Annotated in this window: 18 protein-coding genes; 9 read left to right on the top strand and 9 right to left on the bottom strand. The window is 49.4% G+C overall.

Annotation, left to right across the window (positions count from 1 at the left end):
* The first annotated feature begins 8 nt into the window (after positions 1-8).
* Positions 9-3,212 (top strand): TonB-dependent receptor, encoded by a 3,204-nt coding sequence (locus tag AC6I7T_RS32675; RefSeq protein WP_497794881.1) that lies wholly within the window; start codon positions 9-11, stop codon positions 3,210-3,212.
* 975 nt (positions 3,213-4,187) lie between these two features.
* Here AC6I7T_RS32675 and AC6I7T_RS32670 read toward each other — a convergent pair.
* Entirely contained in the window at positions 4,188-4,403 is a 216-nt protein-coding gene (locus tag AC6I7T_RS32670; protein WP_497794879.1) for a hypothetical protein, read from the bottom strand.
* Positions 4,404-4,920: 517 nt separating this feature from the next.
* The gene (locus AC6I7T_RS32665; protein ID WP_497794877.1) at positions 4,921-5,544 is read right to left on the bottom strand and encodes a TetR/AcrR family transcriptional regulator; all 624 of its coding nucleotides are present in this window, start codon (positions 5,542-5,544) and stop codon (positions 4,921-4,923) included.
* A 727-nt stretch (positions 5,545-6,271) separates the two neighbouring features.
* Between AC6I7T_RS32665 and AC6I7T_RS32660 the strand changes: the two genes are divergently transcribed.
* From AC6I7T_RS32660 to AC6I7T_RS32635, 6 genes are all read left to right on the top strand, one after another.
* Entirely contained in the window at positions 6,272-7,282 is a 1,011-nt protein-coding gene (locus AC6I7T_RS32660) for a carboxypeptidase-like regulatory domain-containing protein (RefSeq protein WP_497794875.1), read from the top strand.
* A gap of 746 nt (positions 7,283-8,028) precedes the next feature.
* The gene (locus AC6I7T_RS32655; protein WP_497794874.1) at positions 8,029-8,985 is read left to right on the top strand and encodes a ring-cleaving dioxygenase; all 957 of its coding nucleotides are present in this window, start codon (positions 8,029-8,031) and stop codon (positions 8,983-8,985) included.
* Entirely contained in the window at positions 8,982-9,665 is a 684-nt protein-coding gene (locus AC6I7T_RS32650; protein WP_497794872.1) for an alpha/beta hydrolase, read from the top strand. Before AC6I7T_RS32655 ends, AC6I7T_RS32650 begins: the two co-directional genes overlap by 4 nt.
* A gap of 114 nt (positions 9,666-9,779) precedes the next feature.
* A complete protein-coding gene (locus tag AC6I7T_RS32645; RefSeq protein WP_497794870.1) occupies positions 9,780-10,610 on the top strand; it encodes an alpha/beta fold hydrolase in 831 nt (276 codons plus the stop codon).
* A gap of 148 nt (positions 10,611-10,758) precedes the next feature.
* The gene (locus AC6I7T_RS32640; RefSeq protein WP_497794869.1) at positions 10,759-11,283 is read left to right on the top strand and encodes a Dps family protein; all 525 of its coding nucleotides are present in this window, start codon (positions 10,759-10,761) and stop codon (positions 11,281-11,283) included.
* A 286-nt stretch (positions 11,284-11,569) separates the two neighbouring features.
* Positions 11,570-12,205: a response regulator gene (locus tag AC6I7T_RS32635; RefSeq protein WP_497794868.1), complete on the top strand. Its 636-nt coding sequence runs from the start codon at positions 11,570-11,572 to the stop codon at positions 12,203-12,205.
* A 75-nt stretch (positions 12,206-12,280) separates the two neighbouring features.
* Here AC6I7T_RS32635 and AC6I7T_RS32630 read toward each other — a convergent pair whose 3' ends face one another.
* From AC6I7T_RS32630 to AC6I7T_RS32610, 5 genes are all read right to left on the bottom strand, one after another.
* A complete protein-coding gene (locus AC6I7T_RS32630) occupies positions 12,281-13,294 on the bottom strand; it encodes an amidohydrolase family protein (RefSeq protein WP_497794866.1) in 1,014 nt (337 codons plus the stop codon).
* Positions 13,295-13,321: 27 nt separating this feature from the next.
* Positions 13,322-14,317 (bottom strand): FAD binding domain-containing protein, encoded by a 996-nt coding sequence (locus tag AC6I7T_RS32625; protein WP_497794865.1) that lies wholly within the window; start codon positions 14,315-14,317, stop codon positions 13,322-13,324.
* Positions 14,317-14,883: a (2Fe-2S)-binding protein gene (locus AC6I7T_RS32620; RefSeq protein WP_497794864.1), complete on the bottom strand. Its 567-nt coding sequence runs from the start codon at positions 14,881-14,883 to the stop codon at positions 14,317-14,319. The genes AC6I7T_RS32625 and AC6I7T_RS32620 overlap by 1 nt, the downstream gene beginning before the upstream one ends.
* Entirely contained in the window at positions 14,880-17,174 is a 2,295-nt protein-coding gene (locus AC6I7T_RS32615; protein WP_497794862.1) for a xanthine dehydrogenase family protein molybdopterin-binding subunit, read from the bottom strand. Before AC6I7T_RS32615 ends, AC6I7T_RS32620 begins: the two co-directional genes overlap by 4 nt.
* Positions 17,175-17,589: 415 nt before the next feature.
* Complete coding sequence (locus AC6I7T_RS32610; RefSeq protein ID WP_497794861.1) at positions 17,590-18,747, bottom strand: acyltransferase family protein; 1,158 nt, start codon at positions 18,745-18,747, stop codon at positions 17,590-17,592.
* A gap of 399 nt (positions 18,748-19,146) precedes the next feature.
* Here AC6I7T_RS32610 and AC6I7T_RS32605 point away from each other — a divergent pair, with 399 nt between their 5' ends.
* Both AC6I7T_RS32605 and AC6I7T_RS32600 read left to right on the top strand, forming a co-directional pair.
* Positions 19,147-19,938: a hypothetical protein gene (locus AC6I7T_RS32605; RefSeq protein WP_497794859.1), complete on the top strand. Its 792-nt coding sequence runs from the start codon at positions 19,147-19,149 to the stop codon at positions 19,936-19,938.
* 463 nt (positions 19,939-20,401) lie between these two features.
* On the top strand, positions 20,402-23,719 hold the full coding sequence (locus AC6I7T_RS32600; RefSeq protein WP_497794857.1) for a carboxypeptidase-like regulatory domain-containing protein: 3,318 nt from the start codon (positions 20,402-20,404) through the stop codon (positions 23,717-23,719).
* A gap of 87 nt (positions 23,720-23,806) precedes the next feature.
* Here the strand turns inward: AC6I7T_RS32600 and AC6I7T_RS32595 are convergent, their stop codons facing one another.
* The gene (locus tag AC6I7T_RS32595; RefSeq protein ID WP_497794855.1) at positions 23,807-25,288 is read right to left on the bottom strand and encodes an alpha,alpha-trehalose-phosphate synthase (UDP-forming); all 1,482 of its coding nucleotides are present in this window, start codon (positions 25,286-25,288) and stop codon (positions 23,807-23,809) included.
* Positions 25,285-26,094 carry a trehalose-phosphatase gene (otsB, locus tag AC6I7T_RS32590; protein ID WP_497794854.1) on the bottom strand — a complete coding sequence of 270 codons (810 nt, stop codon included), beginning with the start codon at positions 26,092-26,094 and terminating at the stop codon, positions 25,285-25,287. Before otsB ends, AC6I7T_RS32595 begins: the two co-directional genes overlap by 4 nt.
* Positions 26,095-26,155: the final 61 nt, after the last annotated feature.

Below are 26,155 nucleotides of genomic sequence, written 5' to 3'. Positions count from 1 at the left end.
GACTTTGAATGAACAAGAAAATTCAAATTGTGCTATGGCCGTTGCTCCTAGCTCTATTCATTACAGCGGCCGGAGCACAGTCATTTCGCGGAGGAATTACAGGACAAGTGCGCGACAACTCCGGGGCTGTGCTTACGCAAGCCAAGGTGATCGCCCGCAGCCTTGCAACAGGGGCAACACGCACCGTACAAGTCAACAACGACGGCAGTTTCGTGCTTCGCGAACTACCATCAGGAGACTATGAAGTCTCTGCCGAGAGTGCGGGACTGCAACCTGTAAAGAAAAGAGTGGCGGTCAACGTCGGTCTCGACACAAACATCGATTTCGAACTTGGCCATATCGCGCAGCTTGAACAGCAAGTACGCGTTGATGCGGTCGCCCCGCTAACCGATCCCACCCGCGATACTCTCTCGCAAGTCGTGGATAACCGGCTGGTCGTAGATTTTCCTCTAAATGGCCGGGATTTCGGCAAGTTGGTGGCGCTCACTCCGGGTGTCACAGTAGAGGGCTCAGGAGTCGCCGGAACAGAAAAAGGTTTTGGGCAATTTAACATTAATGGCAACCGAGACCGGTCAAACAACTACCTGCTGGATGGCACAGACGACAATGATCCATTCTTCAACAATTCAGCACTGAATCAGGTAGGTATCACAGGCGCGCCCGCCTCCTTGCTGCCAATCGACGCTATTCAGGAATTCAATTTGCAAACACAAGCTCCGGCAGAATATGGACGCAATAGCGGCGCTACCGTCAATATTCTTACCAAGTCGGGCACCAACCAATTTCACGGAACCGTATTTGAATACGTGCGCAATGCAGCATTCGATGCGCGCAATTATTTCAACACTCGAACCAATCAAAACGGCACGGTAAACCCGCAAAGCCCCTTCAAGAACAATCAATTTGGTGGTTCACTGGGAGGACCACTGGTGAAGAACCGTACCTTCTTCTTTGCAGCTTATGAAGGCCAACGGGAACGAGTAGCCAGTGACTTCACTCTCTTTGTTCCTACCAGCACTCAAATCGCTTCCGCAAAGACGATCGCACAACAGCAGTTGGGCGCCTCTCTTAATCCCGCCCTCGATAAAGTCCTTGGTTTCTTCCCTTCTTCAACCACTGGCCAATTGAACGGTGTCGTCAACGATAAGAATGATCTCAATAGCGTAATTGCAAAAATTGATCATCAGTTCAACTCAAGCGAAAGCATATTTGCTAACTATGCCTATAGTTCAAGCGATCAACGCTTCCCGCTCGGCGGACTGGGGTACGGTGCTGGCTCACGCATTGCACAGTTCGCACAGGCCTCTCCAACAGACGTACATCTCGTATCGGCTGGTTTGCTTTCCGTATTGAGTGGAAACAGACTGAACGAGTTGCGCTTCGGATATTCCCGCTATCACAGCTCTTTCGCAGGAGCAGATGCTAATTTCGACCCAAGTTCAATTGGTCTACTGTTGGGTAATGGGAAAAAGGGACTGCCAGAGATTGACTTCAATGGAATTGTAGAGAATCTGGGTGCTTCGGCCTATAGCATTCCTCGCGGCCGCACCAGTCAAACTCTGCAGATACTCGATAACTTCTCGATCAACAAGCAGAAGCACGCGATTAAATTTGGAGCTGAATACCGTCGTGCCCTTGTCGACTCCTATAACGACAATCTGGAACGCGGTCTACTAAGCGTAAACTTCGAGACAGATTCTACAGGCAATAATCTCTATTCGTCAGATTCTGTTGTCAATATCCTCACCAGCTACTATCTTGGCGATATCTATACCAGCATCAATACTGGAAATACAAAACGTATAACAACAAACAATAACCTTGGCGCATTTCTTCAGGATGACTATCGATTGACAGATCGCCTGACCCTCAATGGAGGCCTGCGCTGGGAGTACTTCGGCCCCCTCGGAGAGCAAGATGGACTGATCTCGAACTTCGATTTCCGTACCGGTCAGCTCGTGCAAGGCCGTAGCTACAAACACACACTCACGAACTTCTCTCCGCGTCTAGGCTTTGCATATCGCGCAACGGAGAAGACTGTCGTCCGTGCCGGATATGGCTTGTATTACGACTACATTCCGCAAAATCTTCTGATCGCTAACTACACGAATGCAGCAGGCATTACGACCAATCCCATCGGAACCAAACCCGTAGTACCGCTCAATTTCGACAGTAATGCCTGGGCTACAGGAAGTGGACCTGCATATACCGCATATTCGGGAGCCAACAGCATATTTGCCACAAATAGCAGCTTTAGTGTGCCATACACACAAAGCTGGAATCTGAATGTGCAGCAAGAGCTAGGACAAGCAGCTTCGTATGAGATTGGTTATGTCGGTTCTAAAGGAACCCGTTTGACTCGTCTATATGATGCAAATCAATCAGACGCAAATGGTAATCGTCCCAATGCAAACTATGCACAGATCGCTGTCCTGGCAACACAGGCCGCCTCGAACTATCACGCTCTACAAGCAACGTTACGCCTCCGTAATTGGCACGGGCTTTCTGGATTCGCAAGCCATACCTGGTCGCACTCTATTGACGATGCCAGCGACGGCATCGACTTTGCTGCTGGAGCGGCAATGCCTCAGGACTCATTTAACCTGCGCGCAGAACATGGCAACTCCACCTTCGATACCAGACAACGCTTTACCATCGCGCTCAACTATATGGTGCCAAGTCTTTCGTTCGGGCCTTCATGGCTGAGCAAAGGCTGGCAATTAAATACTATTGACACGATCCAGAGTGGAAGGCCAATTCCAATCGTGACCTCAAACGACACCAGTGGACGGTCGAATTACCGTCAACGTCCAAATGTCGTCGCCGGCGTCAATCCCATCCTCAAACACTGGTCGCCTACAACGGGCTATCTCAACCCGGCAGCTTTTATGCAACCGGACGCAGGTACCTTCGGGAACTTGGGTAGGAATCAGATCTATGGACCGGGCTTTTGGAATACAGATTTCTCATTGGCCAAGTCCACACAAATACGAGAGAAGATCGAGTTGCAACTTCGTGCAGAGATCTTCAACTTGTTCAATCATCCAAATTTCGCGCTGCCTAACGGATCACTTTCATTCGGTAGCAATGCAGAAGGCCAGCCATTGGCGATGGGAGTTATCTCTCAAACTCCAGACGTAGCTCAAGGCAATCCAGGTCTTGGTGGTGGTGGTCCACGCGTAATTCAATTCGGAACTCGCATCCAATTCTAGATAGTATTCCGGGTTACAGAATGCCTCTTGAGCAAGGGGCATTCTGTAATACTCAAGCCCAATCAGAACATTCGCGCCCCATGCACAATGCACGTTGTCAAAAGCACTGCCAGCACCGCGTATTCAGTCAGGGGCGCTAGAGCATTTCCCGAAAAGATGTAGACCGAAGCAAATAGGAGTTGGCGCGGCTTTCCGCCAAAGAAAGCCGCTCTTCCCCTTACTTGGAAAGTTCACAGTATTTCGGAAAATCCTCTAAAACCGCCGCGCCGCACCGGGCGGGAAGTCATAGGCGGCGTCTAGTAGCACAAGCACAATGAAGAGTGCTAGACAAGTCTCCAACTGGATCTCAATCATCGGGGTCCCCAGGGATAAAAGCAAGGATTCCCCCCCCCCGCAAGTATGGCTGGATAAGGTAGAGAAAGACGCCATGCCAGATGTAAAAACACAATGACAACAAACATCAGGAGAAGCAAGGTTTCAAAAATGTCATGCTGTAATCCGGATGGCGAATCTTTTACGAATGGATGATCTTCGTATGCTCTTCAAGCTGAACAGCACTTACTGAAGTTACACCTCAGAATCATGCCTGCCAATCTTTTGGGCCTGGGAGAGTGAGGGCACTTGTAGCCGGAATCTGTATCTTGTGGGAGAGCTCCAGAGCAAAACTAGCGTTACTATGTCCTATCCAAATTCGGCGATGTGCAGGTTTTCTTGACGAAACACCTACGTAGGGAGTTGTGATTCGGGATACACTTACGCTGGTTTTGCTCTAGCCATCAGATCCGCTATGCCAACCAGAACCAACTCACAGCATTTTCTTAGCCGATTATGTATCGGCTAAGAAAATGCCACAGACCATCGTGAGAATAGGGCAAAGAATAGAAAACTATGCATATAGAAGATCAGACAAGCGTCAGATCGAGGCTAGAACCGATCAATTGCGAAGCAAATAACTCCACTGTTTTACAACGCGAACTAGATACTGGCAGAAACACCCTCAATATGTGCAGATGCCCCGACACGGGAGGCGAGACGACGCGATGCTAAAACAGTAACGGAACGCCAATCGGCGAGTTCTTGTGCCTCTAAAACCTCAAACTCCTCAATCCAATTCTGAGCAGCTCTTACGGCCTCTTCTTGTCCATACTGTTCAGCAACTGCCGCGTAAAAAGATGCCAGTGCTCGTTCCATACCAGCCACATTCTCTGATAAAGAAGCAGATTTTCGTTTCTCAGGCGTCGCAACAACTTCAGACAAGCCAGATACCCAACGTTGTAAATTCCTCAAGTGACACTTGCAGATGTCGTCACGAAATGATTCAGCCTTTGTCCCAAACATAATTCCGTCCTAGCCTTTCTACAAAAGAACTATAGAGCTACTGCAGGGCGTTCCCCTTCCGATCGCTCGTTTCAGCATTTCACTGGCATTTTCGTATGCAGCCTTTATCACCAGCTTCGCGAACTACTATTTTTCCCCATTCAAAGCTTATAGCGTAATCAGACCAAAGAGGTATCCCGATCCTCTCGACTTATTGCCTGATCCTCTTGACTGGTAGATTTTTATGCACGCTGCCACAAATTCATCGATGCGGTAATCGGTTATGGGCAAGAAGCAATGAGGATTGCTCTGAAACAAAAAGTACTACCCTTTCTGGGGCTCAGAGAATGCCGGACAGCCTATGATGACCCACACCGAAAGTCATAATGCATTAACGTTTCTTTGATTTCACTGATGAAAAACGATCGGAATGGGCAGGGGAAACAGCGAGAAAGTTCAGAATTAAAGACCGGCGCATGTCTTTTTTAAGCTTTTCTGTATTCTCAAAATCTCCTCCGAAGTAACCGAGGAGATGCCGGTATGAGACTGACATCACAATCGCATTGAGGATCATGAAATGAAGCAAAGTTAGATTTTGCTTCTCAATAATCTTCGCCTTTGCAGCTTCCTGAAGTAGGGGATAAAGAGCGTCATAAACAGGACGGAACAACTTCTTCATTAGAATATCGAGCTGTTTCCCTTGTTCAGAGCTAATTCTCGAGAGGATCAAACCGCAGTCGGGCTCACCAAAAGCCGCAGAGATCAAGTGGCCGATGGCTGTTTCAAGACGGATTCTGATAGGAATATCAGATTGCGTCTGGAGTTCTTTGAGCCTTTTGACAAAGGGCACCATATACGCAACCTGCTGATCCACCACTGCTTCCCACAGAGCTTCCTTCGAGCCAAAACGATGGCTGACCAAAGTATGGTCAACGCCAGCTTTCGCAGCTATTCCACGTAAAGTAGCAGCTTCAAATCCGAAAGAAGCAAATGAGCGTCGTGCTGCCTGGAGCAAGAAAGGTGCACGATCTGGCTCCTGCTTTGCAGGTCTCCCAGGACCACGTTTCTTGATCTGCTTAGGGGCCTTGTTCATTATCGGGCGGAGCATCAAAGATTATTCAACCAGCGTTGAATATATAGGAGATTCCCATTTGCGTCTACGATGCGGAGCGGATAAGGAGGAGCTCGCAAGCTGCAGATTGTGAATCGAACGGTTTTAGGGGGGATCGGAGCTTTCCTCCGGGAAACTGCCGATATCTCATCTGACGGATATTAACCACGTGGTGAATACATAAAATATTGTCAATTCCGGTAAACAATCAGCGCATCTGGAATATTACGCAATGAAGGAACGGCGATCGTAGAGCGCGCGAAACTGCGGCGAATTCCAGATTGCGCCCGGTGTATCGGCAGGTGCGATCAAGCCAAGAAGGCCTCTACAACATTTAGAGTATGGTCAAAGATCTGCGCGGTTATATATCTCCCCTCAAGCTAGACCAGTGTGATCGAGCGCACTTTCTTGACGCATCCTGCACAAAAATTTTTGGATGGGCAACATTTTTTTAGATCCATTTTGCGAGTTGGTTAATCAAACAATCAACGGAGCTATTACTGATTGCCTGCAACTGCCATCGGCACTGTCGAAATTTTACAGTTGACAGGTAATAAGTGTCGGAGACAGCGAGGAGGGCCATCGGGAGCCTTCATGCTCTTTATTTTTCAGCCTCCGAGAGGAATTGTTAATGTTGAGGACTTGCCTCTTTATGCTTTGTTTGGCTCTAGCAATACCGGCGGGAGCACAACAGAGCACGGCCGTCAGCCCACAGTCTGGGACTATCAATGGCATTGTTGTTGATGTAAACGATAATGTCGTTCCTGCTGCAATAGCTATCCTCGAAGGGCTTAGCTCCAGCGAGCACCAGACGACCACTGCAAATGACAACGGATCATTTGAGTTTCACGGTCTTCGATTGGGATCGCCGTATCGCGTAACGATTCAGGCAAAGGGATTCACAAGTTGGACATCTCCAGCTGTGACCCTAAAGACGGATGATCCAACGCTTCAATTAACAGGCATCAGACTTCAGATCACAGATGCTGTTACGTCCGTGACTGTATATGCCTCTTCGGAACAAATTGCCACCGAACAGGTTCGAGTTGAAGAGCAGCAGAAGGTTCTGGGTTTTATTCCAAACTTTTATGTCGTCTACGACTCAACAAACGTTGTACCCCTCACTGCTAAATTAAAATTCAGGCTTGCACTGAAGACGGCTACCAATCCGGTGACAGCTGCTGGTGTAACATTTTTAGCCGGAGTAAATCAGGTCGCTAATACTCCGGATTATCCTCAAGGGGCTAAGGGGTATGGACAGCGTGTTGGAACCGTAGCTGCAGATGGTTTTGGCAATATTTTGATAGGTGGCGCGATTCTGCCATCTCTGCTCCATCAGGATCCACGATATTTTTATCAGGGAACGGGCACAACAAAATCACGCCTTCGCCACGCACTTTCCAGCCCTTTTGTCTGTAGAGGCGATGATGGTCGTCCTCAACCAAATTATTCAACAATTGGTGGCGACCTAATATCCAGTGCCTTATCGAATACCTATTATCCGGAATCCAATCGTGGACCAGGCTTGGTTTTCGGTACCTTTGCCATCAACACGGCCGAGCGTATGATCAGCAGCGTTGCTCAGGAGTTTATTCTTTCCCGTCTCACATCCCGTCCCGGGAAACGGCATCAGGATTTTTAGTCTCTGCTTTGTGAATCGGAGAAGGCGTCCGATTCACAAACTTTCAGATAATCCCTCATAACTACTTTCAGTCGAGAGCATCTTCTATTATTAAGCTTACTTCTCTTTTGTTGTTCCTAGGATATTCCTCCTGAAGATCTAGCCCTAGCAACGTAGCCTGCTCTAGCAACTCCATCGCAAAATCACCGGAAGATGAGGCTGACCTCTGCGGAATCTCAATGCTCTAGGACTCTTTGCTTTCTTCTTACATCTCAAGAAGAAGATGCACAAAGAATGCACACCATGGTTGGTGTACCTAATCTCAAGTAGAACGAAGCAGTAATGCAGAAGTATCGATCATCATTACTCCGGGTGTGGAGCGGTTCGAATACTTCCGTCAGCTTACACGCGTCGTACGAGGAGAGGAGAAACCAGAGAAATTGAGGGCGGGACAAGACCTCTATGGTAATTTCTTCTTGAATGGCATTGAAGGGAAAGCCGCACGCCAAACAGCCCAGACCCTATTGACCAGGCAATAGAATCAATATCCCAGCGAAGGAACATCAAATACAGGCCTAAAGTGCCACTTTCAATCCTCCAAATGCGCTAAATTCATTCTCCTCTTCTGAATCCAGTATTACCCGAAAGAGTGAGTATAAAAACACTTGGATGGGTATCGGCAGACGCCGTCATTTGCGATTGAATGGAAAGCGGCAAAGAAGATTGGTCGACGAATCTCTGCGCCTTCGACTTAGGAGCGTCAAAACATGCCAGACCCTATCGCCGGGCTTCATCATGTGACAGCTATTGCATCAGACCCACAACGCAACCTTGATTTCTACACCGAACTGCTGGGATTACGGCTGGTAAAAAGAACCGTCAATTTTGATGATCCGGGGACCTATCACTTTTATTTCGGCGACGATGCCGGTACTCCGGGAACAATTCTGACCTTTTTCCCCTGGCCCCATGCGAACAAAGGAAGCATAGGAGTCGGAGAGACTTCGGCTACATCATTTAGCGTGCCGGCTACATCGTTAGTTTTCTGGGAGAAACGTCTGCTCGACGCCGGAATTCCGGTTGAACGTGGATACTTGCGCTTTGGGGATTCTGTCCTCCTCTTTGCAGATCCGGACGGGATGAGGCTCGAATTAGTAGGACATGAAATCGAAGTGCCCACACATGTGGCCCGCACCAGTGATATTTCTGCAGAGCATAGCATACGAGGATTCTTCGGAGTCACCCTCTGCGAAGCCGGTTTTGAGCACACTGCAGCTGTTTTGGAGAGAATGGGATTCCACCAAATCGCTCAAGAAGGTAATCGCTACCGATTTTCTGCACCCAACGGTGCACTTGGATCCCATGTGGATATACTGGTTCAGCCTCAACTTGTCTACGGACAGATGGGCGCCGGAAGCGTTCATCACATTGCCTTTCGCGCCGCCAATGATGGCGAACAGCAAGCTTGGCGAGAGGAACTAAAGAAACTCCAACTTAATGTCACCCCAGTGCTAGATCGATCATATTTCCATTCCATCTATTTTCGTGAACCAGGGGGCGTTTTATTCGAAATTGCCACCGATCCACCAGGATTCACATATGACGAATCCATTGAATCTTTAGGCGAGGCCTTGAAGTTGCCACCTTGGCTTGAACCCAAACGCAACATCATCGAAGGTGTGCTCCCAGCCATTACGCTTCCCCTCCAGAGGCAAAACCAATGAGCGCAAATACTCATTCACCACATCGCGATGCTGCGGTTTTTGAAAGTGGAATTGCACTCCGGAATGCCGCAGCGGCAATCATCTTGTTGCATGGCCGAGGTGGATCGGCCGAAGACATCCTTGCACTGGGAAGTGAGCTAGATCTAGAGGATGTCAGTCTGCTAGCTCCTCAAGCTGCAGGAAATACCTGGTATCCGAATTCTTTCCTCGCACCGATTCCCAGCAATGAGCCTTGGCTGACATCGGCCATGGAATTGATCCATAGCCTAGTGAATCGATGTGAAGAAGCAAAGATCCCTACTGAGCGTGTTGCTATCGTGGGCTTCTCTCAGGGAGCCTGCCTTGCTTCCGAATATATAGCATGCTACCCACGCCGCTATGGTGCTCTAGTGGCCTTTACCGGAGGCTTATTAGGACCGCAAGGTTCCGACCTCCATCACCCGGGGAGGCTTTCTCGAACTCCAATTCTTCTCAGTTCCGGAGACCCAGATCCGCACGTTCCTTGGACTCGAGTTCAGGAGACCGCTGATCAATTCACTCAAATGGGAGCTTCCGTTCACACGCTGAGGCATCCGGGAAGGCCGCACATGGTGCTGCCTAAAGAAATACAAGCTGCCCATGAATGGCTTCAGCCGCTTCTTTCACAACAGAAGAGCGATATAAAGACAAGTTCGCAGTAGATATTGCGATCAAGAATTACCGACAGACATTACTAATACCTAGTCTCTCAGTTGCCGAACAGCAATGAATAGAACCTTCCCTTCACATAACAGCAGAATCAAAAGGAGAACGACGTGAACACGATTACAGTCAAGGACGGTACCACGATCTTTTATAAGGACTGGGGGTCCAAAGATGCACAGCCAATTGTATTTCATCACGGCTGGCCGTTAAGCGCAGATGACTGGGACAATCAAATGATGTTCTTCCTCTTGCATGGATATCGCGTTATTGCCCATGATCGCCGCGGTCACGGACGATCCACTCAGACAGATACCGGCAATGAAATGGATACCTATGCAGCAGATGTAGCTGCACTCGCTTCTGCACTGGACTTGAAAAATGCCATCCATGTAGGCCATTCCACGGGTGGCGGTGAAGTTGCACATTATGTAGCCCGCGCCGAAGCCGGTCGTGTAGCGAAGGCAGTGCTGATCGGTGCCGTACCACCAATTATGGTTAAATCCGAGAAGAATCCGGGTGGACTGCCGCTCGAAGTCTTTGATGGTTTCCGCACAGCACTGGTGGCGAATCGCGCTCAGTTCTACCGCGATGTTGCAGCAGGCCCTTTTTATGGCTTCAATCGCCCGAACGCTACGATATACCAGGGCACCATTGACAATTGGTGGCGTCAAGGCATGATGGGCGGCACCAAGGCCCATTACGATTGCATCAAGGCATTCTCGGAAACCGACTTCACCGAAGACTTGAAGAAAATTGAAGTTCCCGTCTTAATCATGCACGGCGATGATGACCAGATCGTACCAATTGCAGATTCAGCTCTGTTATCATCCAAGCTTGTCAAAAATGGAACACTGAAGATCTACAAAGGATTTCCGCATGGCATGGCAACTACGCACGCTGATGTTATCAATGCGGATCTTCTTGCCTTCATCAAGGCATAACTGCAAGCAGAATAACGGGCAAAGAGTCTATTTCAATGAAATGGCTCTTTGTACCACTTCACGCTGCATAGGATCTGTTTCTATTTAGCAGCGCGGCAAATCTTCTCCTAAATATCTTTGTCTCATGTACTTAATGAAAGGAAATCCGATGTCTACAAAATCTGATCTCATCAATCGTCAGAAACAACCTCTGCTTACACCTTCAGACATCGATCCTGAAGCTGCCAGCCAGATTACCGGTGCATTAAACGCACTTTTGGCAGATGTATTCAGCATCTACCTCAAAACCAAGAACTTCCACTGGCATATGAGCGGTCCCCACTTCCGCGACTACCATCTTCTTCTTGACGAACATGGCGACCAGCTCTTCGCTATGACCGATGAACTCGCAGAACGTGTTCGCAAGATTGGGGGCACAACAATCCGCTCAATAGGCCACATTGTGCGTCTGCAGCGGATTGCGGACAATGACGCCGATTATGTGACACCTGCCGATATGCTAAGCGAGTTGCATGAGGATGAAAAATCTCTCGTCCTAAGCATGAGAGCAGCTCATGCCTTATGTGATGACGCAGGAGACGTAGCCACGGCCAGCATTCTGGAGAACTACATCGATCAGTCGCAGCGTCGCGCCTGGTTTCTCTTTGAGTCCACACGCAAACAGCTGGACTAGCCTTCTGATTATGATTGAAGACCTGCGTTCGTCATTGTGAACGCAGGTCTTCGCTAATCTATCTCCAAAATCTCGGTTCTGACAAAATCGCTTCTAGAAAACTAATTCAGTGGTCATATCAGGACAGAATCAGGGTTACTGTGCCTGAGCCAGCAAAGTTAAATGCAGCTTTTCTTCACGGGAAGCGGCGCCATTCTCTGCCGGCTTGCAGATACACAGCTATCCCAATTCCGCTCTAGTCGTCTGTAGCAATCTTTGAATTTTGTGGAGTAGGAGGTCAAAACTCATGTCTTGCACCTGCAAGATTCGTGTACTTTGCGTGGATGATCATCCCCTCGTTCGCGATGGAATCTCCCTGGTATTACAACTTCAAAATGATATGGAGCTAGTAGGGGAAGCCTCAAACGGAGAAGAAGCAATTATCGAGTTCCATCGTTTACGCCCAGATGTGACATTAATGGATTTACAAATGCCGGGAATAAATGGCATAAGCGCTATGGAGGTAATTCGTCAGACGTTCCCAAAAGCGAAAATAGTAGTACTAACCACCTACTCAGGAGATGTCCAGGCATCGCGAGCTCTCAAAGCTGGTGCTGCCGGTTACCTTCTGAAAAGCATGCTGAGAACCGAGTTGATAAGTACTATCCGCGATGTCCACGTGGGACGTTTGCGCATTTCACCCGAGGTCGCAGCAATATTGGCACAGCGCTACCCCGTAGACGATCTCTCTAAACGGGAAGTTGAAGTTTTGCGCGCCGTAGCTGCCGGACGTTCTAACAAAATCGTCGCAGATCATCTTTCGATATCGGAAGATACAGTGAAGGGACACATGAAAAACATCATGGCAAAGCTGGGAGCAAACGACCGCACGCATGCCGTACTGATTGCAATGAGACGCGGATTCCTTGAGGGATGGGGATAAAAGTCCGAAGCCCTATAACTCCCTGCAATTTTCAAGAACGGCTATTGCGATATGTTTTGTGAGTCCATTCTGGTCCTAATCAGATAGTTTCAAAACACGTTCTGCGTTTCCCGATGCAATCTTCCTCAGATCATCGGGCGTAATGTCCAAACTCTCCAGAAAACGAGCTCCAGCTGTGTTCGTGCGATAAGGATAGTCAATTGAATAAAGCACTCGATCCACACCTAATACCTCGACAGCACAATGAAATGGGGGGTGAGTGAAATATCCGCTAGTTGTAATACAAAAATGTTGAAGAAAATACTCCGACACACTTCTTTTTAAACCTGTAACAGAGGAAGGCAGCCCATCCTGAGCACGCAAAAGAGAAAAAGGAAGATTTTCTCCCATATGACCGATAATGATTTGCAACCGGGGGAATCGGTCGAACACACCTCCAAGAATTAGCCGTAAGCAATGCATACCTAATTCGGCGTGCCAGCCCCATCCTGCAGTGGAAAGAAAGTACGCGCTTGCCTGCGGTAAACAACTAAAATAAGCGTCCTGTACGGAAGGTGGTGGAGGTGTGGGATGTAGGTATAAGGGAACATTCAGAGCCTCGGCTGCTTCGAATACCGGCAGATATCGCGGATCGTCGAGAAAGCTGCCCCCTTCCGTGCCATTCAGAAACCCGCCGACACAGCCAAGCTTTCTCACTCCTCGCTCAAGCTCCTTGGCTGCAACGATCGGATCGCCAAGCGCTAGACTTGCAAACATACGAAACCGTTCCGGATGTCTCCGCGTGGCATCATGTGCAACATCGTTGGCATCGTGAACCAGGAGGGTCGCATCAGAAGGAGCCAATTTGTCTTGACCGGTAGCAGCCAGAGAAAGGACCTGTATATCCACACCACCTGCATTCATAGCCGCTAGACGCCCAGAATCTATGTCAAGCAACTTTTCCTCCAGACTGGAGGAAGAAGCCAAAGGATCCAAAAAAGGTCGCGTAGCTCGCAGAAACTCAGCGGTAGTAAAGTGTTCTTCCAAGGCAATGGTGCGATAAACAATAGGTTCTCCAATACCGGAAGCAGGCTGATGATGAATTGCCATTTCTAATTCCTCTCTTTGCGAGAACCGTTAACGAGTCTGTGGACCGCTGCTAGCCAAAGTCAACGTGCGTACTACACTGTGCTTGCACAAATCGACTTTGAATGCATTCTGTGAAAGAGGTACCGCCCCCGTGAGGGCACTCTCAGCAGCGATATGAAATGCCTGCGTTGATGGTAGCTTTCCGATCAAGCTTGCTTCCGCCTCACGCACACGCCATGGCTTAGGCGCCACCCCGCCCAAGGCAATACCGGCCCGACAAATCACACCATCCCTCAACTCAAGCCCGGCAGCTACAGATACCAGTGCAAACGCGTAACTGTGCCTGTCACGCACCTTCAGATACCAGGAATGGCAACCAAAACCGGATGGAGGCAACTCGATGGCCAGAATAAGTTCTGCAGGTTTCAGAGTGTTATCAAACTGCGGTGTCTCTCCTGGGAGGCGAAAAAATTCATTCAAAGGTACGGCGCGCTTCCCTTCCGGCCCTTGCACATGAACAGTCGCATCCAAAATCTCCAATGCAATAGCCATATCCGAGGGATGAATAGCCACACAACTATCGCTGGCACCAAAGATCGCATGCTCGCGATTGAACCCATCTCTTGCGGCACAACCGCTATGGGGCACACGTTTGTTACAGGCCTTGAACGAAGTCTGCATGAAATACGGACAGCGCGTTCGCTGCAACAGGTTTCCACCCGCTGTTGCCATATTGCGAAGTTGCGTAGTAGCGCCACTCAAAATGGCCTGAGACAACACGGGGTATTGTGTACGAATCAAGGGATGGTTTGCCAGAGCGCTGTTGCTTACGCCGGATTCGATCAATACTCCGCCGGATGCAGTAGGAAGAATCTTTTTGAGATCAAGCCGTCGCAGATCGACGAGAGCTAGAGGCTGTTCGACATTGTTTTTCATCAAGTCGACAAGATTCGTTCCGCCAGCAAGATATCTTCCTCCGGTAGCAACCACACTATCGATCGCATGTTCGATAGTTCCTGCATGCTGAAACTGGAAAGACTTCACTAGGCGCCCGCTTTCTCTACAGCTTGTACGGCGGCAATAATATTGGCGTACGCTCCGCAGCGACAGATGTTACCTGCCATGCGCTCTTGAATTTCATGTTCGGTCAATTCGATTTGCCCGCTTACGACTTCCTGCCGAGTGCCTTCAAAGGAGACCATGCTCAAATCGCCACGTGCATGTTCACACAACAGGGCATGAGCAGAGGAGATCTGCCCGGGGGTACAATACCCGCACTGAAAGCCATCATGATCCAGAAAAGATTGCTGTAGCTCACTCAACTGCCCCTGATCTCCGATACCTTCGATGGTAAGCACCCGGGCACCATCAATTGACGCTGCAAGTGTTAGGCAGCTCAAGGCCCGCTCTCCGTCAATCGAGACAGTGCAGGCACCACACAGACCATGATCACAGCCCTTCTTGGTCCCAGTCAGGTGCAAATACTCTCTCAATAGATCCACTAAAGTGGTGCGAGGATCAATAGACAGTGCATAGGGATCGCCGTTAATCTGAAGATGAATCGACAATTTTTCTGGATACGATGTGCTCACATCTTTCTGATCGCTCATTGTTTCTTCTCCTCAGCCAAGGGTTCAAACGGTTTCATCAGGTATTCGAGCGTAATGGGCAAGTCTCGGAGCCGCTTCCCTGTGGCATGGAATATCGCATTCGCAATGGCGGGAGAAACACCGCAGACACCGATTTCGCCAATACCTCGAACACCAAGAGAATCCAACGAATAATCAGGCGTATCGATGAATCCGATATCAAATTTCGGCCTATCGGCGTGAGTGGGAAGATAATATTCTCCGATCAACTGTCCGGTTCTACTGTCATGGGGAACCTGCTCGAGCAAGGCCATTCCCAACCCGAAGAGAATGCCACCCATAATTTGGTTACGCGCAAGCTTTGGATTTAGCACGCGGCCACAATCAAAGATCCCCACCCAACGAGTAACGGTTGCTCTGCCAATTGCCTCGTCGACCTCGACCTCACAAAACTGCGCACCAAACGACTGCGATGTAAATTGCCCCTGATCTCCTACCTCGCTCTGCACAGTGAAACTGAGCGTTTCACTTACGTGCCGTTCATTCAAGCTCGCAAGAAAATCACGAATAGGAAATGACTTTGGAGCTCCTCTCCTATGGAGAGCACCTTCTCGCAAATCCAAAGATTCTCGATCAACACGATAGAATGGAGATCCTTCCACCTCTGCGGCAAGCCGCATGAGACGAGTCTTCCATTCCTGAGCAGCCAGAAAAACAGCCGATCCTACGGTGGCAGTTGTCTGGGAGGCGCCACTGTAAGGAGCTCCAGGAAATTCAGAATCTCCTGAGAGAAAGACAATTTGATTGGGATCGAGGCCCGCTGCGTCGGCAGCGACCTGTGTCATCACAGTGCGCACACCGTTTCCGACCTCATGAGTCGCCGAAGCAAATTCCACGGTCCCATCTAGATATGTGGTAACACGACAACCTGCCGGCATGCGCCTTCCAGGATAGGTGGCAGTTGCCACGCCCCATCCCACCTGTACTCCGTTGCGCTGCATGGAACGGGGAGTGAACGAACGACGGCTCCAGCCGAAACGCTCTGCTGCCTGTGAATAGCAATCCAGCAGATGGCTGCTCGACCAGCATTTTCCACTTGCCTGATCATTGGCGGCATAATTACGAATCCGCAATTCCACAGGATCAACTCCCGTAGCGTATGCCAGCTCGTCCATCGCCACTTCTAAAGCAAATAGACCGGGGGCTTCCCCGGGACCACGCATGAAACATGGTGTGGGAGCATGGATGCGTGCCACACGATGAGAAACGACCATGCGAGGAGAGTGATAGAGGAAGCGAGTCGAAAGACCTGCCGGCTCACAAAAGTGAGCTACTGTAGATGTCTCGGTCAGAGTGTGGTGTTCAGTGCTCTGAATAAGCCCGCTTGCGGTAGAGGCAATTCTGATCTCCTGCTCCGTACGGGGACGATGTCCTGTCGAAGAAAACATCTGTTCGCGAGTAAGCACCAGCTTCACTGGCCTCTGGACCTCTCGAGCAGCAACAGCAGCCAGTACCACATGCATCCAGAGAAAGCTCTTCGACCCGAAGGCCCCACCCACCAATGGGGAAAGTATGCGAACACTGTCCTCTGGGAGTTCCAGATATGCGGCAAGAGTCTTTCGTTCGCCTGTTATCCATCGTGTACTGTCATGTACGGTAAGTGCTCCATCTTGCCAAAACGCGATGGTTGATGAAAGTTCAATGGGATAGTGCGCGTTGAGAGCTGTAGTATACCGGGAGGCAACAAGCACATCCGCTTTCGGCTCAGCTTCGTCTCCTCGTTGATCCTGAAGCTTTTCCTCTACAAGCTTCACAAAATGATCTGGATAATAACTGCCATAACGAATCTGGCCGCCCTCCTTCTCGGGAACCTCGGAAAACTCAAGCGCAGCTTTCATGCTTAAGAAAGCAGGAGATGTGCTGTATTCCAGCTCGAAAAGAGAAACTGCCAAAGCTGCTTGTTCTGGGGTTTCTGCGACGATTATTGCGACATGCTGACCGACATGTTGCACCGAAAGATCGGATAACGGCGGCCGACGTTCGAGCGGGAGATCCCAGGTAAGGTCGCGAGGCAATGTATTCAGTCGCGGGCAATTTAGTGGCGTAATAACCCGCAGTACTCCCGGAAGAGCAAGCACTCGCTTCGTACTATGTTCGAGTACATCCCGATCTACTTCCCCATGCGGTACCTCTGACTGTACCAAGGCCGCATAAGTTAGCCCTTCGAGGGAAAAATCCGCCGCATAACGCGCTCGGCCACGCACCTTCTCCGCTCCCTCGACGCGGCTGACTTCCTTCCCAATTGCGGTCATGAGCTAGGACTCCTTCTGCCCTAAGATCCTATGGCCTTTTCTTAATTGGCGCTGCCCTCTGAAGGGTCAGATTCAAATAACACTTTCGGGTGGATTTCAGAGCAGCTCGGCGGGGAAAAACACGTGCGGCAAAGGGATACGAGGCCAGGATGAGCAATTTGGCTGCCGCGGTCACTAAGATATTTACAACTTACCTTAGTAAGCTAATCTGTTTTAGGGTATGGTCTCTAGGCGCACGCCCCCCCCACGACCTTTTAAGGTCGTGCAGAGATTCTTCCTTTGCGCAATTTAAAAGACAGCGGGCCTTGGGATTCAGCTGACGGCGGCAGAGCTGTTTCTCAAGCGATACAGCTCTGCACAATACTCACTTAATGACACTTCGGGCCCAGAGTAGTCCCGCAAGTTTGTCAACAGCCTAAGCGCGAACCTCTTGAGGCTCTGACAGTTTTTCCTTCGTCAGGAATCTCCGGGCTAGCCATTTCCTGACGGGCTCGTCATACAGCTTCAAACAGAGATAAGCCATGGCAATGGCGGTTACGAATAGCAATGCACCTGCAAAGGCACCAGGGACCGGAGGAACCTTTGCCTTTGTAACCCATGCGGTATAGATGTAGATCAGTGGGTAATGCGTAATGTACAGGGGATACGAAATATCTCCTAGGAGCTTACAGATCTTGTTCTGTAGTCTCCCTTCAATGCGGCTGCCGGCTCCCATCGCGACAATGATGGGGAAAAGAAGAATAATGGAAAGCGAATCATAGATTCCATTCCACCAAAGATGATGTGTACCGCCAACTCTAGGGATACAAAGAACGGCAGCGATAAGCAGACTGCAGAGTAGAAATCCTCCGCGAACATGAATGCGTTTACCGAGGCGCATCAAGAGAATACCGGACAGGAAAGGGAAAAGCAGACGCGCAAAGCCGACGTGAAGCTGAGCTCGGGTGATGCTCCAACCGCCAATGACATCTCCATTTGGACTCGTTACACCCAGATGGATAAGGAATGCTGCGGCGAGTAATACCACAACGCCAAGAGCTTTGTTCGATAGTCTTCGAATCACAAAGGCGTAGAGAATGTTCCCAACATATTCAAAGAAGAGCGACCACGCTGGCCCATCGAGCGGATGCATCTCCTGCCACCCGCGAATATCCATTGATGGAAGCAGAGGTATCAGCGTACAGCCCACCAACATGACCAGGATCACCTGCCATACAGGGGTTGCTGCAATCGTAGGAAAGGCTGGTCCCGTCTGGAAATAAAAGAGAGCTGCTCCAATAATGCTGCCCGCAATCACCATCGGATGCAATCTGACCAGTCGTCGCTTGAAAAAATCCCAACTGCCCATTTTTCCCCAACGATCATCGTATGCATAGGCAATCACAAATCCCGAAAGGAGAAAGAAGAAGTCGACGGCCAAGTACCCGTGATTCAAAATCTGTTTGGTGTGATCTCCACCCGAATAGGTTTCGAACAGGTGGAAGATCACGACAATCACTGCAGCAACGCCACGCAAACCATCAAGGATCTGGTAATGACTCTTGGGTTGAAGAAGGCTAGAACTCTCTGTCAATGGGCACCGACCAACATATATACGATAGAGAAACAAAACCAGTTTACCGCATGACGAAGCGGCTACAACTGTTTTATCTTCCTTATATTCAATTACCTACACGGCACCGTCATGAATCGGCAGCCATTCGTCCATGGTCGTTTTGATGCGTTCTTCATCCTGCAGCCAATCCACTGCTCGGTTCGCTAAGCTCTCACTTTGGCCATTTCGCACCGCCCCGATCCTGAATCCGGTGTTAAACCCAGAGGAAACTCCGCAAACACGACATCAATCTCATGATTGCTGCGCCCTCAAACCCGAGGATTGAGAAGACATTCAAAAATCCACCCACGGGTGGATGTACCAAACGGTACTTAGCTTCTATTTTGGATCAGAATCTTCACCGGAGATCGACGGCGCATGAAAAACAAGATTCTTCTTCGAATAGCAGCATTTCCCTTCCTCCTCAGTTTTCTTTGCATCGGGTTCACCCCGCATGCACTCGCCGCAGAAGATGGCTCTTCCTCCACGGCCATCCCCGTGCAATTCACACACGCCGTTGATTCGGCGAAGGCTCACACCAACGATGTCGTTTTCGCCAAAACTATGCAAGAGGTCTCTTTGCCCAATGGCCAGACTATCCCCAAAGGCTCAAGGGTAATAGGCCACGTAATCGACATCCAGGCTTTCACCGTCGATCCCACTCCATATGCGACGCAGAAGCCCTCTTTTCTTTCTATTCAATTCGATCGTATTGAGGAAGGCAGAAAGAGGACTCCCATCAAGGTGTCTCTACGGGCACTGGCCAGCGCTTTCTCCTCGCGCATGGCTGAAACACCTCAATCGGAGAACTGGGAAACATCGACTACACTCGCTCAAATTGGAGGAGATCACTTTTCTCCGATGGAGAAGGAAGTATTCAATACAGACGGCGATATCGTTGGGTATAACCGCCGACAAGGAGTCTTTGCACAACTTGTCTCAAGCGAATATGTAAGCCGATATGGCAGTTTCCCTTGCGCGGCTATTCCCAGAGAGCAATCCGTTGGCATTTTCTCTGCAAGTGCCTGCGGCCTCTACGGCTTCGATCCTCAGACCTACATCGTCGAAAATGGGAGCACCACTAGAGGAACATTTCGTCTAGAAGCTCGGCACTATTCCGTGGAGATTGAAGAAGGAAGCACAGCTCTCCTACTAATGAGAGAAGAGTGAAATTGTCTCATGTGTCGTCGATATCCGTACATTTAGGTAGTAGGACAGTCGCACACAATACAACAATCCAGCGATATCTCCGAATCAAGATAAATTGCCCGTCGGCATTCTCAAGGGAACTGAGCCGCTAATCGTCAGCTCTGTCGATATCAGATAGTCACCAAGAGAACAACGATTAGTGTTCTAAGGCACCGTCTAGCGCCGTCATTTAGTGATGCGAATCACCATACGATCTAGTCCCAAAGGTGGACATATAGATGCATCTGCTGGCTGATGCGTTCACAGTACATTCAGCGTACCCTTCTTTCTTGATTTTCCTAACATATTCTCGAGAAACGGCTTCTTGCAATGCAGGGTTGAAGTGACGCTTGCCAGGATCGAAATCTTCGAGAGACCGAAGCAAGGGTAACGAACAACTCAGTATCCGTCATCCTTACCAATGTTTCGCAGCAGAAAGGTAGACATGCGAGGTATAGGAATTGCAGTACTTTTTGTGGTTTTCGCACTTGGCCAGTTTTCGCAAGAACTATTTGGACAGTCAAACGCATCGGTTGTTGAGGGCATGGTTCAAGATGCCACTAGAGCCGTAATCCAAAACTGTAGCGTTGCTCTTATAAACAAGGAAACCGGAGGAAAGTTAGTAACACAGACCAATGAAGACGGGGTTTACGTCTTCCCCTCAGTGCAGCCAGCCCTGTACTCTTTGGAGATTTCCAAAGAAGGCTTCAAGCCCTACGAATTGACCAATCTGAGAATAACGGCTTCTCAGCGCACCACACAAAATGTGGTCCTGGAGCTTGGCGCAGCTTCGACAAGTGTAACTGTCGATGCATCTGGCATGGCCTCCCTCTCAGAACCGACCTCAAGTGAACTGGGAACTTTGGTCGAACAGGAAAGCGTTCGCAAATTGCCTCTCAATGGTCGCGACTTCCTGCAACTAGGGCTGTTATCTGGTGCAGCACAAACATCTGGCACAACGGTTTCTGACTTCACCACTCTTCAGGTAGGCCATCCTGATCGTACGATCGTGATCGACGGCAACGAACAGGATATGACTGGATTTTTCATCGATGGGATGTCTACCTCCGGAAGTCGACTCGGGCAGGCCTCGCTTAACTTGTCCGTAGCCGCAATTGATCAATTCAAGATCCACGAAGGTTTCTTTTTGCCAGCTGAAGGACCAACAAGCGCTGGAGCTGTCAGTGTTGTGTCGAAAGGCGGAACCAATCAGTTACACGGAGAGCTTTTCGAGTTCGTTCGCAATAGCAGCTTCGATGCACGAAACTTTTTCGATCCTGTAGGAGCACATCCGGCACCTTTCCGTCGTAACCAATTTGGCGGAGCAATTGGTGGGCCAATCTTGCGGAATCGCGTTTTCTTCTTTGGACATTACGAAGGACGGAGGCAGGTGCTCTCCAGCACAGTAAAGGCCACGGTACCATCGGAAAAGATGTTTAATGGAGATTTCTCGGAACTGCTTGCACTAGCTAAGCCGATTCAGCTTTATGATCCCGATACCTATGATGCCAGCACAGGCCTGAGAGCTCCTTTCGCCGGAAACATCGTTCCCGCAACGCGAATCAATAGCATGGCCTCAAAGCTGCTGAAATACTACCGTTCTGCTACAAGCTACAAGCCAGAAAACCTTGTTGGAAATCCAAAGACCACTGACAACTATGATCAGTATGGCGGGCGTGTTGACATAAATTTGAGCACTAAACATACTCTGTTTGGGCAATATGTCAAAGAGAATTCGCCGACTGTGGACGCCAGTCTGTTCCCTCTTGCCGGATACGGATTCCCGTTGGATACGAACTTCGTCATGATGCAGCTAACGAGTACTCTAAAGCCGCATCTCGTTAATGAGTTCAGAGTTGGATGGCTGCGTCCATCTGTATTTTCAGCAGGAGCCTCCCAAGCAGGGATTCAGAAAGAGTTAGGCTTCACCGGAACTGCAGACGTGGATGGAGTACCCGGAATTTTCCTGGATGGATTCAACACCTCGGGGAGCACCACCACCCCCTCCTTCGGACGCAATCAAGGATTGATTGGAAACATCGACAATCAATATCAGATACATGAGGGCATGCACTACCTGAAGGGGAAGCATGAGATGAGCTTCGGTGTGGATCTGAATTATGTCCGCACTGTCCAGGAAAGTTCTAACTTCTATTCCCGTGGGGGTGTATGGTTCAGCGCCATCTACACGGCCCAATTATCGAAAAACGCAGCAGGAGCCACGACCCAGGTAAATGGCACGGGCAACGCATTTGCTGACTTTCTACTTGGCATGCCTAAAAATGGCAGTGTCACATCCATGCCGCGCACACATTTCCGTTGGACGGCTTTTACCCCCTACTTCCAAGACACGTGGAAAATACGGCCGAGCCTTACCTTCAATCTCGGCCTAGGCTGGAATATCAGTACCCCACCCAATGCGGTAGGAAGCGATAAGTTGTATCCACACGCAGTCAATCTCAAAACAGGGCAGGTCAAATATGCAGCTCTGGGAGATACAAGTTCGCAAGTATACAAAATCGACCTCAATAACTTTGCTCCTCGTGTCGGACTCGCTTGGCAGCCACACTCTCTCCCTGGAACGATAATTCGTGCTGGAGCCGGCATATACTATCCGGCAGAAAACGCTCTATATGAACTCTTTGCCATTACCGCCCCTGGTGTTGCAATTGTTCAATCCATTACCAATAACCCCGCACAAGCCTCTCCCAGTTATGTCTTGGGACAAAATGTATTTCCACCTATGACACAACGGACGATCACGCGCGAGTACGCAGACAAAGTCAGCGGAACTGTATTCTCTCTAGACGAGAAGCTTCGGACATCCTATATACAGCAGTGGAGCATTGGAATCCAATATGCTCTAGGCCGGAATACGATCGCAGAAGTAGACTATATCGGATCGCAATCACGCAAGCTTCCCATTCGATGGAACGCCGATGATTGCTCCGTACCCAATTCACTGGTATGCAATGCAGCAGCGAAGCCATTTCCTCAATTCACATACATCTATGCTGCCGCAAATGAAGGAACTGCGAGCTACAACGCTATAGTTGCTAAATTGCAACGGCAGTTCGCAAGTGGTTTGGGTTTTGCCACAAATTACACATGGTCAAAAGCACTCAGCAACACCATGCAGGGCGGAGCACCCGTAGGCATTAATCAAAGAGGAGTCTGCCTGCGGTGCGATAAAGGACTGACAGGCTTTAACGTTCCACATCGTCTGGTAGTAAGCGGTGTCTGGAATTTGCCACTTGGTCGCGGACAGAAGTTCTTAACCGATGCGCCTCCTGTTCTCAATTCTCTTCTCGGTGGATGGGCACTCAATACCATAGCTACCTTTTCGCAAGGCAATCCTTTCACCGTGTTGGCAGCCAGCAGCACGGCCATGGACCCTCTGACAAACTTTCGTCCAAACCGTCTCTGCAATGGTCGCAATAACCTCACCCATCAAGATGTACGCAGAAACGGACACTATTGGATCGATACTTCCTGTTTTGCTATGCCGGCAGCTGGATACTTTGGCAATTCTGGCACCAATATAATCACTGGACCTGGAATTAATAATTGGGATTTTGGTATCGGCAAGCAGATTCCACTGCAAGAGAAGCTGAATCTCGAATTTCGTGCAGAGGCATTTAACGCGTTAAATCATGCACAATTCCTGAATCCTGACAGTACAATGACCGATACCAATTTCGGCCGAATTACCACTGCAGGACCTTCAAGACAGCTGCAACTAGCTCTGAAATTGCTCTGGTAGTAGACTTGCCGGGCTATCTGGGTCCTTCGAAAGAGAACCTTCTCTAGGAGGACCCAGGTAGCTGGCCTGAACAAATCTCTATCCAGCTCAGGCAATTTGCTGTTCGCCCAGATTGAAAGCCCGATAGTTATCAAATTGGGGTGCAGGGCTAAACACAAGCATATTCGCAAAGCAAATAGCCCGACACCAATTGAATACATCATTCTTTGCGATCAAACTTCTCATCGGTTGCATCCGCTCGATTTGCTCTCCCTTACTCATCCGTAGTGACTGACATAACGCGAAAGCCACTCCTTCGCTGTCGTAAGGGTTTACCAAAACCGCTCCTATCCCTAACTCTTCCGCAGCACCAGCGAATTCACTCAGTACGAGAACCCCACAATTGTCAGTCCGTGCAGCACAAAACTCCTTCGCCACCAGATTCATGCCATCCTTAAGTGGGGTAATCAGTGCCACATCCGCAGTTCGATACAAAGCCAGCAACTCGGTCCGGGAAATGCTCTCGTATCGATAGATAACAGGAGTCCAACCTGGCAGGCTAAACTCCTCATTGATTTCCCGTATAAGATTCTCCAGCCGTTCTCTCAGTGCATGATAGTCAGGAATTTCCTCACGACTGGGGACGGCAACCTGAAGCATGGTTACACGTCCTAACAATTCAGGATGCGACCTGAACAAGGAACGTAGGGCAATCAATCGCTCCAGAATTCCTTTGGTATAATCCAACCGGTCAACACCAAGAATGAGTTGCCTACCCAACATTCCACTCTTGACTTCTCGCATCTTGAGTTCCACTTGCCTCTGATCGGGTGGCTGGGAAAACTCATGAAAATCGATTCCTATAGCAAAGGTGCCCACACGAGTGCGAATCCCATCAGCTTCGATGACATTTCCATAGGGTGTTTTCCGGATATGCGTTCCCGGCAGAAGCCTACGCACTGAAGCCAGGAAGTTTCTGCGATCCCGATCAGTCTGAAGGCCGACATTATCGAATTGCAACAATGCCTGAAGGATCTCCATTCGCCAAGGAAGCTTCTCGAAAATATCAGGAGGCGGAAAAGGGATATGGTGAAAATATGCGATTTCATTTTGATATCCACGAGCACGAAGCGCCTTCCCTAATAACATCAAATGATAATCATGCACCCAGATAAAATCGTCCCGACGAGCAACGTTCGCGACAGAAATGGCAAACTTTTCGTTCGCCCGCCGGTAAGCTACCCAATACGATGGATTAAAGTTACATTTTGACTGCAGGTCATGGAAAAGAGGCCAGATAATTTCGTTGGCGCATCCATGATAAAAACAAGTTTTTTCTTCTTGCGTAAGATATACCGGTTGTATTGAATAATCGCCGGCAGGCTGCTCTTGTATCGCTTTTACAACCTCCTTGCTTTGATCTGTTCCCGGCCAGCCAATCCAACAGCCGCCCTTCATCTCCCGAAAAAGCGGGATCAATGCGGATACCAATCCTCCTGAGCTCCGCTCAATGTGCAGGCCCTTTTCATCTTCAACAACCGAAAACGGCAAACGATTTGAAACCACAAGCAAACGACCTGAAAGACTCATCGATCACCTCTGCAAACGCGAATCCAGCTGGTTAAGAAGCGAAGCAGTTCCTGTGGCGGCTTAAGCCATACCTGGGCCGCAGTTTTCCGATATTCGGGCCGCACGAGTACACTTAAGCCTTGATCGTTCTCGCACTCGTTGACAAACCGGAAGGCATCCTCATCGGAATAGTCATCGCCTAGATATGCAATAGCAGGATTCTCCCCGGTTTCGGATAGTATTTGGGATACAGCTCCTCGCTTATTGGAGCCGTACGTCTTCAGTTCCATACCTCCATCAAATTCAGTTAGCAAAAGGTCCCCTAAACACGCAAGTGGAGCGAGGCATCTGTACCCATTGGTTCGAATTTCTTCGACCCATTTCTGTTCCATCCCTCGCCAATGGAGGGCTACGGCACCTGCCTTCTGCTCAAGACACTCCACTAAACCTACGTTTTCGAGCCGGGTGGCGGCTTCTGCAAGAACTTCAGCAGTACGGCTACCGATATATCCGATCTCGTAGCTTCCATCAATCGAGATCCGCTCAAGACCGTAAGAACCATAGATCTCAGGTTGCAAACGATAACTCAGTAAGGAAGCAACTTCCCGAGCCGAGCGTGCGCTTATTACCACTACTCGGGTTCGACAATTGCTCATTATGTAATCGAGCAACTCAGGAACCCCCGGATATGGAATCGCCTGCTTGCGGTTCGTCTGAAACGGTGCAATTGTCCCGTCGTAATCAATCAGCAGGAGACGACTGTCTGCCTCCGCCAGTTGCTGAAAAAAGAAGTCAGTTTCAAACAGCTTTTCTATAACCGTGCCCATCGAATCTCCAGCAAACATCAGTAGTGAGCTGAACCTTGCTCTTATCCTCGATGGTGGCATG

This window comes from Humiphilus diazotrophicus, assembly GCF_059726315.1.
Note: the sequence above shows the minus strand (reverse complement) of the source record. Positions and strands in the feature narration are given on the sequence as shown.